This is a genomic window from Pseudomonas sp. D1-1 (genome assembly GCF_051132225.1).
Lineage (GTDB): Bacteria > Pseudomonadota > Gammaproteobacteria > Pseudomonadales > Pseudomonadaceae > Aquipseudomonas.
The window spans coordinates 533,350-549,826 of sequence record NZ_CP071676.1 but is presented as its reverse complement, the minus strand read 5'-3'; the positions used below and the strand labels follow the sequence as shown (position 1 = coordinate 549,826).

General features: G+C 62.3%; 14 protein-coding genes. 5 read left to right on the top strand and 9 right to left on the bottom strand.

Annotated features, from left to right (window positions below):
• Positions 1–76: 76 nt before the first annotated feature.
• From J3P86_RS02345 to J3P86_RS02330, 4 genes are all read left to right on the top strand, one after another.
• Positions 77–409, top strand: coding sequence for a DMT family transporter (locus J3P86_RS02345; RefSeq protein ID WP_305497247.1), 333 nt, complete (start codon positions 77–79; stop codon positions 407–409).
• Between the two features lie 110 nt (positions 410–519).
• Positions 520–1,695, top strand: a complete 1,176-nt coding sequence (locus J3P86_RS02340) for an NAD(P)/FAD-dependent oxidoreductase (RefSeq protein WP_434699341.1) — start codon at positions 520–522, stop codon at positions 1,693–1,695.
• The gene (locus J3P86_RS02335) at positions 1,692–2,504 is read left to right on the top strand and encodes an aldo/keto reductase (protein WP_434626399.1); all 813 of its coding nucleotides are present in this window, start codon (positions 1,692–1,694) and stop codon (positions 2,502–2,504) included. The genes J3P86_RS02340 and J3P86_RS02335 overlap by 4 nt, the downstream gene beginning before the upstream one ends.
• 33 nt (positions 2,505–2,537) lie before the next feature.
• Positions 2,538–3,503 carry a metal ABC transporter ATPase gene (locus J3P86_RS02330; protein WP_305497250.1) on the top strand — a complete coding sequence of 322 codons (966 nt, stop codon included), beginning with the start codon at positions 2,538–2,540 and terminating at the stop codon, positions 3,501–3,503.
• A gap of 165 nt (positions 3,504–3,668) precedes the next feature.
• On the opposite strand, the gene hldE is transcribed toward J3P86_RS02330, so the two are convergent.
• The 6 genes from hldE to J3P86_RS02300 form a co-directional block, all read right to left on the bottom strand.
• Positions 3,669–5,090 (bottom strand): bifunctional D-glycero-beta-D-manno-heptose-7-phosphate kinase/D-glycero-beta-D-manno-heptose 1-phosphate adenylyltransferase HldE, encoded by a 1,422-nt coding sequence (hldE, locus tag J3P86_RS02325; protein ID WP_434570040.1) that lies wholly within the window; start codon positions 5,088–5,090, stop codon positions 3,669–3,671.
• Between the two features lie 115 nt (positions 5,091–5,205).
• On the bottom strand, positions 5,206–6,639 hold the full coding sequence (locus J3P86_RS02320) for a PIG-L deacetylase family protein (RefSeq protein ID WP_434699340.1): 1,434 nt from the start codon (positions 6,637–6,639) through the stop codon (positions 5,206–5,208).
• A gap of 37 nt (positions 6,640–6,676) precedes the next feature.
• On the bottom strand, positions 6,677–7,573 hold the full coding sequence (locus J3P86_RS02315; RefSeq protein ID WP_434631519.1) for a GNAT family N-acetyltransferase: 897 nt from the start codon (positions 7,571–7,573) through the stop codon (positions 6,677–6,679).
• Positions 7,573–9,363 (bottom strand): lipid A export permease/ATP-binding protein MsbA, encoded by a 1,791-nt coding sequence (gene msbA / locus J3P86_RS02310; protein ID WP_434602631.1) that lies wholly within the window; start codon positions 9,361–9,363, stop codon positions 7,573–7,575. The genes J3P86_RS02315 and msbA overlap by 1 nt, the downstream gene beginning before the upstream one ends.
• Before the next feature lie 73 nt (positions 9,364–9,436).
• Positions 9,437–10,519, bottom strand: a complete 1,083-nt coding sequence (locus J3P86_RS02305) for an O-antigen ligase family protein (RefSeq protein ID WP_434699339.1) — start codon at positions 10,517–10,519, stop codon at positions 9,437–9,439.
• Positions 10,520–10,596: 77 nt separating this feature from the next.
• Positions 10,597–11,718, bottom strand: coding sequence for a capsular polysaccharide export protein, LipB/KpsS family (locus J3P86_RS02300; RefSeq protein WP_434699338.1), 1,122 nt, complete (start codon positions 11,716–11,718; stop codon positions 10,597–10,599).
• Between the two features lie 153 nt (positions 11,719–11,871).
• On the opposite strand from J3P86_RS02300, the gene J3P86_RS02295 reads away from it, so the two are divergent.
• On the top strand, positions 11,872–12,504 hold the full coding sequence (locus tag J3P86_RS02295) for a toluene tolerance protein (RefSeq protein WP_434626404.1): 633 nt from the start codon (positions 11,872–11,874) through the stop codon (positions 12,502–12,504).
• A gap of 16 nt (positions 12,505–12,520) precedes the next feature.
• Here J3P86_RS02295 and J3P86_RS02290 read toward each other — a convergent pair whose 3' ends face one another.
• From J3P86_RS02290 to J3P86_RS02280, 3 genes are read right to left on the bottom strand one after another with little or no spacing between them, the layout of a single operon-like run.
• A complete protein-coding gene (locus J3P86_RS02290) occupies positions 12,521–13,780 on the bottom strand; it encodes a capsule biosynthesis protein (protein WP_434626405.1) in 1,260 nt (419 codons plus the stop codon).
• A gap of 23 nt (positions 13,781–13,803) precedes the next feature.
• On the bottom strand, positions 13,804–14,709 hold the full coding sequence (locus J3P86_RS02285) for a glycosyltransferase family 2 protein (RefSeq protein WP_434626406.1): 906 nt from the start codon (positions 14,707–14,709) through the stop codon (positions 13,804–13,806).
• Complete coding sequence (locus J3P86_RS02280; protein WP_434626407.1) at positions 14,702–16,450, bottom strand: carbamoyltransferase family protein; 1,749 nt, start codon at positions 16,448–16,450, stop codon at positions 14,702–14,704. The genes J3P86_RS02285 and J3P86_RS02280 overlap by 8 nt, the downstream gene beginning before the upstream one ends.
• Positions 16,451–16,477 lie beyond the last annotated feature (27 nt).

Sequence of the window (16,477 nt, the reverse complement as noted above, 5' to 3'; positions counted from 1 at the left end):
GTAATGACTTTACCGCATCTGCTCGTTCTCTAGAATGGCCCCATCGAAACACGCAACCGTCAATGAGGATCTGCCCATGAACGCCTATTACTACCTGGCCATCGCCATCTGCGCCGAAGTGATCGCCACCGTTTCGATGAAAGCGGTCAAAGGCTTGAGCACACCGCTGCCCCTGCTGCTGGTCGTCGCCGGTTACGGCATTGCGTTCTGGATGCTGACGCTGGTGGTGCGCACCGTACCGGTAGGCGTGGCCTACGCGGTCTGGGCCGGGATGGGCATCGTCATGGTCAGCGTGGCGGCGCTGTTCATCTACGGCCAGAAACTCGACGTACCGGCGATGCTGGGGATGGCGTTGATCGTGCTGGGGGTGGTGGTGATTCAGTTGTTTTCCAAGACGGCGGGGCACTAAAGCAGCGCAAGCTCCAAGCTTTAAGCTGCAAGCGGAAGCGATACCCTCTCGCTTGTAACTTGCAGCTTGAAGCTTGAAACTTGCCGCTTCATTTCCTCCGAGGTCGCTGCATGCCATCCGTTATTTCCACCGACATCCTGATTGTCGGCGCCGGAGTCGCCGGCCTCTGGCTGAACGCGCGCTTGCGCCGCCAGGGGTTTTCAACCGTGCTGGTGGAAAGCGCCAGCCTCGGTGGCGGGCAGAGTGTCAAATCCCAGGGCATCATTCATGGGGGCGCCAAATACGCGCTGCACGGAGCCCTGACCGGCGCCTCGGAAGCCATCGCCGATATGCCGCGACGCTGGCGCGAAGCCCTGAAGGGCGACGGTGAGTTGGATCTGTCCGGCGTACGCATGTTGTCCGACGCTCATTACCTCTGGTCTCCCGGCACCCTGGCCGGCAACCTGACCAGTTTCTTCGCCAGCAAGGCCGTGCGCGGTCGCGTCGACCAGGTCAAAGGCGAGCAACTGCCGCCGGCCCTGCAGGACAAGCGCTTCAAGGGCAAGGTCTACCGCCTCGCCGAGCTGGTGGTGGACGTTCCCAGCCTGATTGCCCGCCTGGCGGACCTGGCCGGCGACAGCCTGCTGGCCGGGCAGCGCATCGAACCCTTGCACGAACAGGGCGAGCTGGTCGGACTGAAGGTCGACGACCGCGAGATCCGCGCCCAACGCATTGTCCTCAGTGCTGGCGGAGGCACTGCCGACTTGCTCAAGGCCCTTGGCCTGGATCAGCCGGCCATGCAGACCCGGCCGCTGCACATGGTGCTGGTCAAGGGGCCGAGCCTCAAGCCGTTGTATGCGCACTGCCTGGGCGGCGGACCGAAGCCACGCGTCACCGTAACCACGCACCCGGCAGCCGACGGCCAGTGGGTCTGGTACTTGGGTGGCGACCTCGCCGAGGGCGATGCCGTCGCTCGCGAACCCGCCGCGCAGATTGCCATCGCCCAGAAAGAAATCAGCCAGTTGTTGCCGTGGATCGACCTCAGTACGGCGCAATGGGCCACGCTGCGGGTCGCGCGCGCCGAACCGCTGCAATCGGGCCTGACCCGTCCGGACAATGCTTTTGTCGCCGAGCAAGGACGCCTGCTGGTGGGTTGGCCGACCAAGCTGGCGCTGGCCCCGGACTTTTCCGACCGGGTCATCACCGCGCTGCAACGCGACGGCATCCAGCCCAGCCACCCCGCCCCGCTGCCGGCCCTGCCGAAACCGCCCATGGGCGTCCCCGCCTGGGAGCAATTGTTGCCATGAGCCTACCGACCCTGCACGACCTGCATCGCCCGCTGGGCCATAACGGCCCGCTGGTTTCTCCCCTGGGCCTGGGCACGGTCAAGCTTGGCCGCGACCAGGGCGTCAAGTACCCCAACGGTTTTCGCATCCCGGATGACAGCGAAGCGCGCATGCTGCTCAAGCTGGCCCGCGAGCTGGGCATCAACCTGATCGACACCGCACCGGCTTATGGGCACAGCGAAGAACGCCTCGGCCCACTACTGCGCGGCCAGCGTCACGACTGGGTGATCGTCAGCAAGGTCGGTGAGGAGTTCAACGATGGCCAGTCGCGCCACGACTTCAGCGCCGCCCATACGCGGTTTTCGGTGGAGCGCAGTCTCAAACGCCTGGAAACCGAGTATATCGACCTGGTACTGGTGCACTCGGACGGCAACGACCTGGCGATCCTCAACGACAGCGAGGTCTACCCGACCCTGGCGGCCCTCAAGCGCGAGGGCAAGATCGGTGGCTTCGGTTTCTCCGGCAAGACCGTCGACGGCGGCTTGAAAGCCCTGGAGCAAGGTGATTGTGCGATGGTCACCTACAATCTGAACGAACGAAGCGAAAAGGCGGTCATTGACTACGCAAGCGAGCACGGCAAGGCGATCCTGGTAAAAAAAGCCCTGGCCAGCGGTCACGTCTGCCTGAGCCCCGGCGAAGACCCGGTTCGCACCAGCTTCGAACTGTTGTTTGAGCATCCCGGGGTTGCCAGTGCTATTGTCGGCACCATCAATCCGCTGCACCTCGCCCATAACGTCGCGACCGTAGCCAAGGTCCTGCGTAAAAACTGACGCCGCCTACGCGGTCTTAAGCAAGGAGCCGACATGCCGCGTACGCTCATCAGAAAAAACCCGAGCAACTTCAAGACCCTGCCCCTCGCTGTCGAAGCAACGCCCGAAGGCCTGACATACCAGAGCGTGGGCATGCCGCTGAATTTCGCCCAGACTTTGCAGCGGCGCCGCCCCGTGACAGTCGACGATGCCGAGCGTTTTTCCGTGGAACTGGCGAACCTGGGCGTCTCGGTACGCCTGACGCTGCATTGGCAGAACCGCGATTATTGGGTGCTCGTGCGTCAACGCCGACAGGATCGCGGCGATGTAGTGCTCAAGCTGATTTCCGGCTACGTCCCGGCCCATGAACTGAACCTGCCGCTGCTCACCGCGATCAACGAAATAGCCGAAGAATGCCTGCTGGAAACCCCTGAAGGCTGGCTTGGCGGACGTTTCAACGACACGTGGTTGCCGGCGCCCTATTCAAGCGCCCTGCATTACCGTGAGGCCCTGCCGTTTCGACTGGCCCCGCTATCGGGCTCGGCTCGCCCGGTGCGCTGCGCCAACCTGCAACTGATCGAACGCCCAAGGGCCTACGTCCATTTGCCCACGGCATCGCTGCAGTTGATCTACGATTTGCGCCTGGATGTGCCCAAGGAAGCCAAGTCCCTGAGCCTTTTCCATGTCGATGAACGGCTGGAGGGCGACCAACTGGTCGCGCGCCTGGATCGCAAGCGGCCCGATCTCTACCTGATGCCGCTGCAGGACGGGCAACCCTTGCCCGAGCTGTATACGTTGAAGAAAGACCAGTTATACCCGGCCAGCACCCGAGGGTTGTATCTGGCGGAGAGCTTCGCCCGACAGGACGGCTGGCTGGTGCGCGAGGAGCGGATTCGCTGGAAGGACTGGCTGCGCCAGCAAGGGCTGACGCCGCCAGGAAAAGAATCCGGGCTGACCCGATTGAAGGGCAAGGCCCGGCAGTTGCTCAAGAAGATCGTGCCACGCAAGGTGGTGCGTTAGTCGAGGCAGCGCTAACAATGGTCGATTGCAGGACCTGTGGCGAGGGGATTTATCCCCGCTCGGTTGCGCAGCAACCGCAAAAAACGGGGCCGCTTCGCAGCCCAGCGGGGATAAATCCCCTCGCCACAAGAGCCCTCGCTCACAACTGCGTTAGCTTGAGCCGGCTCAGTTATTGCGGATCTTCTCCACAATCGCCGTCGTCGAGCTGTTCTCCACCAGCCCCAGCACCTTCACGGTGCCGCCATAAGCCGCGACGATATCGGCGCCGACGACCTGGTCGATGCCATAGTCGCCACCCTTGACCAGCACGTCCGGCTTGACTTGACGCAGCAGGTTTTCCGGCGTGCCTTCACTGAAGCTGATCACCCAGTCCACCGCGCCAAGGCCGGCCAGCACCGCCATGCGGCGGTCAACGCTGTTGATTGGCCGGCCCGGCCCTTTGAGACGGCTCACGGAGGCATCGTCGTTGACCGCGACGATCAGACGATCGCCTTGGGCTCTGGCCTGTTCGAGGTACGTCACATGGCCGGCATGGAGGATGTCAAAGCAACCGTTGGTGAACACGATTGTTTCGTTGTGCGCGCGGGCGTCGTCGACGGCCAGCAGCAACTGCTCCAGCCCGAGCACGCCACGCTCGGAACCCTCTTCACGCTGGATGGCGCGACGCAGCTCCGGAGCGCTGATGGCCGCCGTACCCAGTTTGCCAACCACGATACCCGCCGCCAGGTTCGCCAGGGCCACCGCATGAGGCAGTTCCTCGCCAGCGGCGATGGCCGCCGCCAGTGTGGAAATCACCGTATCGCCGGCACCCGTCACGTCGAATACCTCACGGGCACGGGCCGGCAGGTGCAGCGCCGGATGATCGGGACGCAACAAGGTCATGCCATGTTCGCCCCGGGTGACCAGCAGCGCACCGAGCTCCAGGTCGTGCATCAGCTGTGCGCCTTTGCTCACCAGCTCGTGCTCGTCGGCGCAGCCACCGACGATGGTCTCGAATTCGCTGAGGTTCGGGGTGATCAGGCTCGCGCCACGGTAGATGGAAAAATCCTTGCCCTTGGGGTCGGCCAACACCGGAATGCCCCGGGCACGAGCCGCCTGGATAAGCGTCTGGTGATTTTTCAAGGCGCCCTTGCCGTAGTCCGACAACACCAGCACCTTGATACCTTCGAGCAGTTGATCGACCTCGGCGCCAAGGGCCAGGGGATCGGTGGCGAACGGTTCTTCGAAGTCGATCCGCAACAGTTGTTGATGGCGGCTGATGACCCGCAACTTGACGATCGTCGGCTGGTGCGCAATGCGCTGGAATATCGCCCGCACGCCCGCGCCCTTGAGGCTGTTGGCCAGGCTGTCGGCGGCTTCGTCGTCGCCGGTCACGCCGACCAGGGACGCCGGTGCGCCGAGCGCGGCAATGTTCAGGGCGACGTTGGCGGCGCCACCTGGCCGATCCTCGATATGCTCGACCCTGACCACCGGCACCGGAGCCTCGGGGGAAATCCGTGATGTACCGCCATGCCAATAGCGGTCGAGCATGACATCGCCGACCACCAATACAGGGGCTTGATCGAATCGCGGCATGGACAACTTCATGGAGCATCCCACATACAAAATGAACAGGGGCGCGATATTAGCACAGGGTTGGGGAAGGCTCGTCCATGGCGGTTATCGGATGAGATGCACGGGCTGGCCGAGGCACCTCGACGGTTCAAGGTCGACGGGCCTGGTCGTCCTCCGGCGGCGTCCCATTCAGCCGCCGGACCCAGAAAAGCTCGTGGCGCCGAACCGCCTTGCGGAAAAATTCGTCTTCTCCGGTGCTGGGCCAGCGGCGCCCGGCCAGCAGTCGCTGGATGATACGGCGCAGCCGTCGCTTGAATGGAGGTCGGCCCTGCAAGTCATGCTGCATGCCAAGGGCCATGGCCTTGTCCATGCGGGTGGAGGCGTCCAGCGACGGGCTCCACAACCCATCGGCCGGCAACGGTTCGATGGCCGGCGGCAGCGCAATGCCATAGCCTGCCGGGCCCATCGGCCAGCGGTCGTTGTCGTGCAGGTGATTGGCATAGAGCAGCAATGTCTGTGGCCGCCAGGTGCTGAGTTCGATCGCCTCCATCAGCGCCCGGGTACTGGCGACATGATCGCTGTGGGGGTCCAGCTCGGGGTGCGGCGTCAGCACCACCTCGGGCCGGTGATGTTCGAGCAGCCGCGCAAGGTCAGCCACCAGGTTGCGCCACGTCGGCAGGCCATCCGCGTCACCCGGCAGGTTCAAGGCATTGAACCGACGAACCTGGCGGATATCGCTCTCGCCCGACTCCCGCGAGCCAAAGCCCTGGTCCGGCGTCTTGGCCATGGCCTCCAATTGCAGGCAGTAGTAACCCAGCTGCACGCACTGCTGTTGCGCCACGCCCCCCCACAATGGCACGGCCAAGCTGTCCCAACTGCGCAGGCGACCCTTGAGACGAGCGGCCTCGGCGGGATCCAGGCCCATGTCGCGATAACGCTCGGCCTCGATCTCACCCTGGGTCAGCGTAACGATCGCAACCTCGCTGGCACGACTGTACAGCCCGAACGCCGCCAGTTCGGCGTCATCGGCATGGGGCGCGACGATCAGCAGGCGCTGCCGGGCGAAATCCGGGTTGCTCAGCACATGCAACATAGCCTGGGGAGCCAGGCTGCAAAAACGCCCGCGCAAGGCCAGGGTCCCGGTAGTCAGCGCGGCTCCTTGCCCGGACAGATTGAGGAAGCGCTCGCCACAGACGCCCCGCTCAAGATCCTGGCGATCCTCACCGATCCACACCTGTGGGTCGAGGAACCGCCCCAGCCAACGACTTTTTACCCGTACCTGCAGGATCAGCGTCTGCCGGGCATCGAACTGACCCGTGACCTGCAGGCGTCCGCCGCTCAGCGTGACGGGAAATTGCGGGGTATCTGGCGGAAAGTCATAGCGATAATCATCGCTCGGAGCATAGAACAGATGGTCGGAGAACCAGGCTTCATGAGCCACCCAGCCCAACAGGAGAAACACCGGCAACGACCACCACGAGACCGTGAAGCCGAGCACCAGCGCCGCCAGCAGCGCGCCGGCCAGAACCAGGCGCTTGCGTTGACGGTGGCGTTTGAGCAGTTGCTGCTTGCGTGCGCTCACGGTGCTGTTCCCTCGTTCATCAGCTGCGTGTCCTCGCTCAAACCTGGTAGACCGGAACCCGGTTGCACCAGCGATCCTTGTATTCGCGATCGGCGCGGCCGAACGAGTAGCGCAACGGTTTGCCCGCCGCCCGGGCGTGCTCCCATTGTGCCTGGGTGTTGACGAAGCTAAGCACGCTGCCCGGGCTGAAATCTCGGCTCTGCGGGTCAACCCCGCCATTGATATATTCCAGGCTGAACCAGCCGGGCGCCTCGACCCGATACAGAATCTGGATCGCCACCGGTTCGTCATTCAGATAGATCAGCGAGCCGGTCATGAATTCGCGCATCAGGCTGAACACCTCGGCCAGATGGGTCTTGCCGGGGGCTTCGAAATTCCAGCGACGCTGGAACAGGTCGGCATACACCGCAGCCTGCTCGCCGGGGCTCAGGTCGAGCATTGGCCGGATACTGCCACCGGCGTCTTCCAGCAGGCGCTGCTCGCGACGCTGGTTGTAGCGAAACTTCTTGCTGTAGTCCTCGGGCTCACGCGCCAGCGCCAGGCCTTCGGGTTGTTCGGCGAGACCGATGATGTGCGGTGCATTCAGTTCGGACACATACCGCATGCGGTGCCGCAGGCGAACCTGGGCGCCTTGGCTGACGGGCAGGATGACCTCGGCATTGCCGAGGTCGAGCATGCCACGCTTGCCTTCACGCTTGAGCACATCCTTGGACAGCGCCACATGCCGGCCCCAGGTAGGCATGGCGGCACACAGCTGGCCGTCAACGAGCCAGCCCAGGTAGCGCACCGGAATGCCCACCAGCCCGGCCAGGCGCTCGACCACATCAGGGTGTGTCGCCACGCTGCCACCGAATTGATGCCAGGCCTGGGCGTATGCCACGGCGTCTATGGGGGTCCAACCGTTCTCGCGCCAGGCCCGCCAGTAACTCAGGATCAAACGAAGGTCTCCTTCGCCACCTCGTCGGTAGCCTCGACGAAGTCCTTCTCGTGCAAGCGTGCGTAGAAGCCATTCAGCGCCAGCAACTCGGCGTGGGTACCGCGCTCGACGATACGGCCCTTGTCCATCAGCAGGATGAGATCGGCTTTCTCGATCGTCGACAACCGGTGGGCGATGACCAACGTGGTGCGCCCTTTCATCACCTGGTCGAGGGCTGCCTGGATGTGCCGCTCGGACTCGGTGTCCAGCGCCGACGTGGCTTCATCGAGGATCAGCAGCGGAGCGTTCTTGAGCAACGCCCGGGCAATCGCCAGGCGCTGGCGCTGGCCGCCGGACAGCAGCACGCCGTTCTCGCCCACCAGGGTGTCGTAACCCTGGGGCATCTGCTCGATGAACTCAGCCGCGTAGGCATCTTCGGCAGCCCTGCGGACGTCTTCAAACGGTGCGCCGGCAAGATCGCCATAGGCGATGTTGTTGGTGACACTGTCGTTGAACAGCGTGACCTGCTGGTTCACCAGGGCAATGTGGCGACGCAGGTTGGTCAACCGGTACTGCTCGACATCCACGCCGTCGAGCAATATCTGGCCCTTGTCGTGGTGATAGAACCGCGGGATGAGGTTGGCAAGGGTCGACTTGCCGCTGCCCGAGCGCCCTACGAGGGCGATCATCTGGCCCTCTTCGGCGGTGAAGGAGATATCGTCGAGTACCAGCTTTTCCGTACCCGGGTATTGGAAGCTCAGGTTGCGCACTTCCAGGCGACCATTGACCCGGACCATTTCCTGGGTGCCGGTATCGATTTCGGGCTCTTCGTCGAGCTGCTCGAAAATGCTTTCCGCCGCGGCCAGTCCTTTCTGGATCGTGGCGCTGACTTCCGACAACTGGCGGATAGGTTTGGGTAGCAGACCGGCGGCGGTGATGTAGGCGACCAGTTCCCCTGCCGACGCATCGCCACGCAGGTAAAGCACCAGGTACATCAACACGGCCATGCCGATATAGATCACCAGTTGCAGCATCGGCGTGTAGATCGACTGGGTCCGCGTCATGCCCAGGCTGCGGTTCATGTTGTCGGCGCTGGCCTTGTGAAACCGCTCGATTTCGTAGTGTTCGCCGCCGAAGCTGCGTACCACGCGGTAGCCCTGGATGGTTTCCGACGCCACGTGGGTCACATCGCCCATCGCCACCTGGATCTTCTTGCTCTGCTTACGGAATTTCTTGCTGGCGCTACTCACCAGCACGGCAATGACCGGCAGGATCGCCAGCAATACCAGGGTCATTTTCCAGTTACTGTAAAGCAGGTAGCCGAACAGGAACACCACGGTCAGGCCTTCCCGGATGACAACCTTGATGGCATCGGTGGCGGCGCCGGTGACCATGGTCACGTTGTAGGTGATACGGGAAATCAGGTGGCCGGAGTTATGGTTGTCGAAATAACGGTTGGGCAAGGTCAGCAGGTTGTCGAACAGCGCGCAACGCAAGTCATGGACGACGCCCCGGGCGACCTTGGCCAGGTAGTAGTTGCCCAGGAACGAACCGATCCCCTGGTAAACCGCGATCAGCACGATCAGCAGCGGCACCCCGAGCACCAGCGAGACCCCCATGAAGCGGGTGTCATTGGGCTTTTGCAGCGCGTCGAGAAAATGCTTGAGCATGTCCGCCAGCATCGGCTGGCTGGATGCAAACAACACGAAGCCAACGATACTGACGGCGAAAGCGCCCCAATACGGGAGAACGTATTTCAGCAATCGCAAGTAAATCTTCATGCTCGATTGCTGGTCGGAATTGGCCATTCGGTGCGCCTCGCACGTTTGAAAAGACAGACAAGCTGCGGATTGTAACAGCGAACCAATTACATCGGTTCAGTCAGGAGGAAGTCCCTGCGGCGCGACCTCGGGCAGCCAGCACGATGCTCAACGCAATGGGCAGCCAGATGGCCATCCAGTCCGCATTGGGTTTGAGCCACAAGCCAATGCCGTCGGTCATCAAGGAAACCGATGCGAAGACCCAGAGCGCCAACAACACCTGGCCCAGCGATTGCGCGCGGCACATCCAGCCTCTCCAGCCTGCAACCAGCCACAGCCCGCCAAACAGCAGCAGGCCAGGCACGCCAAGGCGCACACCGGTATCCAGGAACAGATTGTGCGGATGCTTGAAAGCCTGGCCAATTTCAGGGACGGGAATCAGGTAGGAATGGAACCCCACGCCCATCGCCCAGTGATCGAGCATCAATTGAACACCGCCCCGCCACAGCTGGGGACGATAAGACAGGCCCCGCTGCAGGAGGATTTCCGGCTCGAATGCGGCAACCATGGCCACCCCCACCACGACCAGGGCTACCAGCGCGCCGCCCAGGCGTGAAGGTCGCGCCATCGCCATCACCAGCAGACAGGCGCCCAGCCCGATCCACACCCCACGGGTCTGGTTGGAACCCAGAAATAACAGATAGCCCAGCGCCGCGATCATCAGCAGCGCCATCAAAGCCGGTTTCAGATGCCTGGATCGCCAGGTGAAAGCGCCCATGATCGCCAGGCTCCCCACCGCATGGGCAGCCATGATCGGCGTATCCCACAGGCCGATGGCAATCAACCGGTCGCTCAAAGGCCGGGCACTGAGCCCGTAGAAATACACCCAGGACGCGGCTGCGAATAACCCGCCGAGAATCGACGCCCCCAGCACCATGGACTCCAGCCGCCAGTGGCGATTCTGCGCAGCCAGCAGCACGCCTGCCAGGGTCAGCGTCACGTAGAGAACCACCTTGCTCTTGCCCAAGGCGTTATCGCCGCCCTCGACCATCAGCACTGCCAGCGTCCAGGCCACTAGCACGGCGAAAAGTACGCATTCGGGCAGCTTGAGCATCGAGCGGAAATCCCGATGCAGCAGTCCCAACAACGCGGGCAACCACAACAGGAAAATCAGCAATTGGTGGTACAGCTTGTTGCTGGGCAACACCCATGCTCCACACAACAGCACAAGGAAGCCGATGGATGCCCATATCGTCAGATTGTTTCTATCGACCAGCCGCCTCAGGCAGATGGGCATTGGTCTTTACCCAACAGCCTGTCGGCGACCCGTTGCAACTGAGCCTGATCGGCATTCTTCCAGCCACCCTTGATGCAATAGCACTCGGAAAGGTAATGGAAGAAGTTGCGGCGCAAGCGCTCATCAAGCGGCCATTGCGGGAATGCACGGGCCAATGATACGACCTGATCGGCATCGTCGGCGTGCATCACCAGCCCCTCGATATTAAAAAACGCCTGGCCCAGGGTCAGCACCGGCTTGCCCAACAACAAGCTTTCCAGGCCCACGGTCGAATTGATCGTGATCACGAACTGACTGGCCTCGATCAACTGCTGCGTGGCATTGCCGTTGGCGAAGAGCAGGCGCTCATGGGTCCGTTCGTGCAGCTCGGGGTACGTCTCGCGGCTGGACGGGTGCTCCTTGAACACCACCGTCAGGCCCGTCTCCTCGGCGAGTCGCTCGCCCAAGGCAAACATCTCGCACATGTTCCTGATCCAGGGCGAGAATAGCCGGACCTGGCTGTCACGATCGTCCTGGAACGGAATGAACACGAATTGCGCCGGCAGCTCGATCGGCGCCGGGCCGGCGCTGCGTGGCGCACGCGGAATCAGCACCGGTGCAGCCTGGTTTTCCGGCACCGGATACGGGTAGTCGAGGTAGAAACCGGCATCGCGAGGAACCGCGTTCAGGTAGTTCACGCCGCGCGGGTCCACGGTGGTGGTGTCGGGCAACAGGCCGTTCTCGAAAAAGAACGTCTTGCAGCCACTCGGTGCCAGCGCCGTGAGCAACCGGCAATAACGATGGGAACCGTTCCAGAACGCCAACGCATCGGGGCGTTCCCGATCAAGCAAGGCCTGGGCGCGCAGGGCCATCCAGAGAAGTTCGAGGCGCAGCAACAGGCGATACAGCGCGCCATTGTTCTTGTTCTTGACCCGACGTTCCGCGCACTTTTCCTCGATCAGACTCGGCCAATCGATGCGCGAAACAACCTTGGAGATCCGTCGGAACCCGGGCCAAGGCATTTGTTGAGGAGAAACGACTTTACCCTGCAGCTCGGTTTCGTTGAGCAAGCGGTTGAAATAAAGGCCTTGGTGCTTGGCCAGGGAAATGAACAGCGTTTTTGTCATGGAATGTCCAGAAAGACGGCGCCAGGCAGCCCCGCAAACAGGGCGAACACCCTGGGAAAATTGACGCGACTATACCACAGCGGTTTTTGCCGCCTGCACACTGCGCTAACATACCCGGCTGCCCCTCCCAGCGGGCCAAGCCTTGGAGCCTTGATGCAAACGCTCGACCCTACTGTTTACCTCAGCCTGCGCGAAGGTGCCGATGTCCTTGAGGCCGATCGCCAAGGGGATAAGGTGCTGCGCCTGGCCGATGGCTCGATGCTCAAGCTGTTTCGCCGCAAACGCCTGCTGACCTCCGCGCTCTGGTCACCGTATGCCAAGCGCTTTGCCGACAACTGCCAGACCTTGCAGGCGCGCGGCATCGAATGCCCGCGCATTCGCCAGGTCTACCGCATTCCCGCCATCGAGCGTGATGCCGTGCATTACGACCCGCTGCCCGGCAGCACCCTTCGTCAACTGCTCGGCGCGGACACCTCTATCGACCTTCGGTCACGACTGGGTGAGTTCATCGCTCGCCTGCATCAGAACGGTATCTATTTTCGCTCCGCGCACCTGGGCAACGTGGTGCTGACGCCTGAAAACACCTTGGGACTGATCGATGTCGCCGACCTGAAGGCCTATCGCAAGCCGCTACGCAAAGGGCTGCGCCTGCGCAATTTCAAACACATGTTGCGCTATCGACAGGACCGCGAATGGCTGCTCCAGGACAACCAGTTCCTGGAGCATTATCTCAGTCATCAGAAGGTGTGCAACGAGCGGGAGCTGAAGCTCGCGCTCGGCATTTGAGCGGCAGGCTGCGACGTCAGCCGACGGCAGGCAGCCTGAAGGTTTCGAATTTTTCTGCTGGGTCTCTGCCGCGCAGCAAGTCATCGACCAGCTCGACGGTTTTTGCCAACCCTCTGGAGCCGTGCACCAGATGGTAGTCGGCGAAGCCCCGAGCCTTGGCCACGCATTGCGGATAGTCCTGCTCAAGCGCGTGCAACTGCTGGGAAAACGCCCGTTCATCGCGCACTTGCGGCCCGAAGAACAACGCGTGGGAAAAGATATCCACATCGCGGCCGGCATTCACGTGAACTACCGGACGCCCCGCCAGCCCTGCCTCGATGCCGGCATTGGACATGATATTGATGACCACGCTGGCCTGGGCGAGCGCCTGTGCCAGCGAGCACTCCACATCCAGCAACTCGATGTTGGCGAACCGCGTCGCCGCGTCGCGCCAGAACTGCGCCTTGCTGCGCGGATGGCGCTTGAACAGCACGCGATAATCCGGGTTGCGCCCGGCCCAATCGCGCAGCAACTGATAAGTGTCTTGGTAACCGGCTTCTTTCTCCCGATCAGGCCCTACCCCCAACACCAGCAGCGTTTTGATAGTTGGATCAGCGACGGGCAGGTCATAGGTTTCGTCGGCGAGGTAGGAACCGACCAGCACCACCGTCGACTCACCGAACCGCAGCGTCCGCTCTTGCAGTGCTTCCAGCGAACTGCGGCCGAAGACGCCGTAATAATCGTAGTCGTTCATTCCCAGCCGGCGGGACGACTCCAATGTCGTGGCATGCGCCAGGTGCAGCAGGCGGGCCCCACGCGCAGCCAGCGCCAGGCGCAGGAACGGCGCGTGCAGACTGCCATTGCGTTCGTTGATCAGTACTTTGGGCTGATAGGTCATCACCAGCCATTGGGCGTGGGCGGCATAGACCAGGTAACGCAGCGGCACGGACTGTGGCGGCGGTGCCAGCATGCGCTGGGCACAGGCATCCGCGGGAGCGCGCAGCGCAGCTTCCGTCAGTTGATGACCGCGCTTGCGCAGGGCATCGATCAGGATGTTCTTGCGCTGCAGCGCCATGGACTTGGGCGCTGAATGCAGCAGCAGCACTTCGCAAGGTACCGTGTCGGTCGAATGCTTCAAGCACGCCTTGGCGCGCAAACCAATCGTTACATCCACCAGCACGTCACGAACCAGGCGCAACAGGCTGCCCAGGCGACCGTGGCGCTCGCGCAGCAGTTTCCAGCGGTAGCGGTCCAGTTCACGAGCCTTTCGAGCCCAGCTTCCGTCGGCCTGGAACATGCTGTCGTCAGACCTTGCGGCGTTCACTTGAACAACAACCGGATAGCCTTGCGCGTATAGGACCAGCGCGTGATCGAGCGAACATCGGTACGCACGGCCTGGGCATAAAAAGCCTTGGCATTGGCATAGTCACCGGCGCTGTAGCAATCGCGGAACAACGACAGGCAACGCTGGGCCATGAAGGCCTTGCGCAAATCTTGCAACGACTGCGGCATGCGCGCCGGGGAAAACACCTCGTCGACCATGCCCACGCCCGCCGCCAGGCTTTGCCTGAGGTCATGCCGCATGCTGTCGCCATGCTTGTAGATCAGCGCCAGCGGCTGATCGAGCACGGTGCATGGAAAGCGCGCCAGTACCTGGGCAAACACCGGAATGTCTTCGACGTTACGCAGATGCTCGGGATAGTTACCCGGCCCGAACACCTCGCGGTGCATGGCACAGGCGCCGTTGGACAGGGTCACCGTCTTGTCCAGCAGGTAGCCCCGAACGCGCCCACGCGGCGTGGCCGGCAGCGGCTTTACCGCATGCTGGACGCGACGCCCGTCCGTGAACACCGACCAGTGGCCGCCGATGACCAGGCGAGTTTCGGGATGACTGGCAACATGCCGGGTCACGGCGGCAAGCGCGCCCGGCGCCATCTCATCGTCGGCATCCAGGAAGATCAGGTATTGCCCCCGAGCCTCCTCGATTCCGCGATTGCGTACCGACGACAAACCACCATTGGGTTTGCGCAGGGCCCGGAAGAGCCCGGCATGTTCGGCCTGCAATTGCTCCAGGACCTGCGGCGTTGCATCAGTGGAACCATCGTCGATCACCAACAGCTCGGCCTGGGCTTCGCCCAACTGCGCAATGACCGAGTTCACCGCGCGCGGCAAGGTCTCGGCGTAGTTGTAGGCCGGGATGACGACACTGATCAGCACCTCAGTCATAAGCGTCCACACCGTCCTTGACGACCAGAATGTCTTCCATGATCAGGTACTGCAGGTCGGAGCCGAAGAACATGTTCAGCGCATCGGTCGGCGAGCAGATCATCGGCTCGCCACGACGGTTGAGCGAAGTGTTCAGCGACACGCCATTGCCGGTCAGGACTTCCAGCGCCTTCATCATGTCGTAGTAGCGCGGATTGTATTCACGCTTGAGCACCTGGGCCCGGGAAGTGCCGTCTTCGTGAACCACTTCCGGCACGCGGGTCTTCCATTCCTCGGCCACTTCGAAGGTAAAGGTCATGAATGGCGCCGGGTGATCGACCTTGATCATCTGTGGGGCAACGGTGTCGAGCATCGACGGGCAGAAAGGCCTCCAGCGCTCGCGGAACTTGATCTGCTCGTTGATGCGATTGGCCACGCCGCTGGCGCTCGGGCAACCGATGATCGAACGACCGCCCAAGGCACGCGGGCCGAACTCCATGCGCCCCTGGAACCAGGCCACCGGGTTGCCGTCGACCATGATCCTGGCGATGCGCTCGGGGGTGTTGTCGATCTTGCGCCATACCGGCTTGCTCGGATGACGGGCGCACGCGGCGATCACGTCTTCGTTGCTGTAGGCCGGGCCGAGGTAGACGTGTTCCATCTTCTCCACCGGCACGCCACGGGCATGGGACACATAAGCCGCCGCGCCTACCGCGGTGCCGGCGTCGCCGGAGGCCGGCTGCACGAACAGCTCCTTGACGTCGTCACGGGCGATGATTTTCTGGTTGAGCTTGACGTTCAGTGCGCAGCCGCCGGCGAAGGCCAGCTTGCCGGTTTCCTTGAGCACGTCGCCCAGGTAGTGGTCGATCATCTGCAGCGCGAGCTTCTCGAACAGCGCCTGCATGCTGGCGGCGTAATGGATGTACGGCTCGTCGGCGATGTCGCCTTCACGCTTCGGACCGAGCCATTCGATCAGCTTTGGCGAGAAGTAGAAGCCCTTGCCTTTCTCTTTATAGCGACGCAGGCCGATCACGTTGGCGTAGTCGGTGTTGATCACCAGTTCGCCGTTTTCGAACGAGGCCAGGCGCGAGAAATCGTACTTGCTGGCATCGCCATACGGCGCCATGCCCATGACCTTGAATTCGCCGTCGAGCATTTCAAAGCCGAGGAACTCGGTGATCGCGCCATACAGACCACCCAGGGAGTCCGGATCGTAGAATTCCTTGATCTTGTGGATCTTGCCGTTTTCGCCGTAGCCAAAGAACGTCGTGGCGTATTCACCCTTGCCATCGATACCGAGGATCGCGGTTTTTTCCTGGAAACCCGAGCAGTGGTAGGCGCTGGAGGCATGAGCCAGGTGGTGCTCGACCGGTTCGATCTTGATTTTTTTCGGATCGAAGCCCAGTTGCTCCAGGCACCAGACGATCTTGCGGCGATAACGCTTGTAGCGACGGTTGCCCATCAGGATCGCATCAAGGGCGCGATCCGGGGCGTACCAGTAACGCTTGGCGTAGTGCCAGCGCGCTTCGCCGAACAGGCTGATCGGGGCGAACGGGATCGCCACCACATCAACATCGGATGGCTTGATGCCGGCCTGCTCCAGGCAGAACTTCGCCGACTCGTAGGGCATGCGGTTCTTTGCATGTTTATCGCGTACGAAGCGCTCTTCCTCGGCCGCCGCGATCAGCTTGCCGTCAATGTACAGCGCTGCGGAAGGATCATGGCTAAGGGCGCCGGACAGGCCAAGAATCGTCAATGCCACAGGGGTCTAGCCTCTTATGTCTGCATA

Coding starts and splice junctions, on each gene's coding strand:
- J3P86_RS02345 (WP_305497247.1), top strand. CDS start 77: ATGAACGCCTATTACTACCTGGCCATCGCCATCTGCGCCGAAGTGATC.
- J3P86_RS02340 (WP_434699341.1), top strand. CDS start 520: ATGCCATCCGTTATTTCCACCGACATCCTGATTGTCGGCGCCGGAGTC.
- J3P86_RS02335 (WP_434626399.1), top strand. CDS start 1,692: ATGAGCCTACCGACCCTGCACGACCTGCATCGCCCGCTGGGCCATAAC.
- J3P86_RS02330 (WP_305497250.1), top strand. CDS start 2,538: ATGCCGCGTACGCTCATCAGAAAAAACCCGAGCAACTTCAAGACCCTG.
- hldE (WP_434570040.1), bottom strand. CDS start 5,090: ATGAAGTTGTCCATGCCGCGATTCGATCAAGCCCCTGTATTGGTGGTC.
- msbA (WP_434602631.1), bottom strand. CDS start 9,363: ATGGCCAATTCCGACCAGCAATCGAGCATGAAGATTTACTTGCGATTG.
- J3P86_RS02300 (WP_434699338.1), bottom strand. CDS start 11,718: ATGACAAAAACGCTGTTCATTTCCCTGGCCAAGCACCAAGGCCTTTAT.
- J3P86_RS02295 (WP_434626404.1), top strand. CDS start 11,872: ATGCAAACGCTCGACCCTACTGTTTACCTCAGCCTGCGCGAAGGTGCC.
- J3P86_RS02290 (WP_434626405.1), bottom strand. CDS start 13,780: ATGTTCCAGGCCGACGGAAGCTGGGCTCGAAAGGCTCGTGAACTGGAC.
- J3P86_RS02285 (WP_434626406.1), bottom strand. CDS start 14,709: ATGACTGAGGTGCTGATCAGTGTCGTCATCCCGGCCTACAACTACGCC.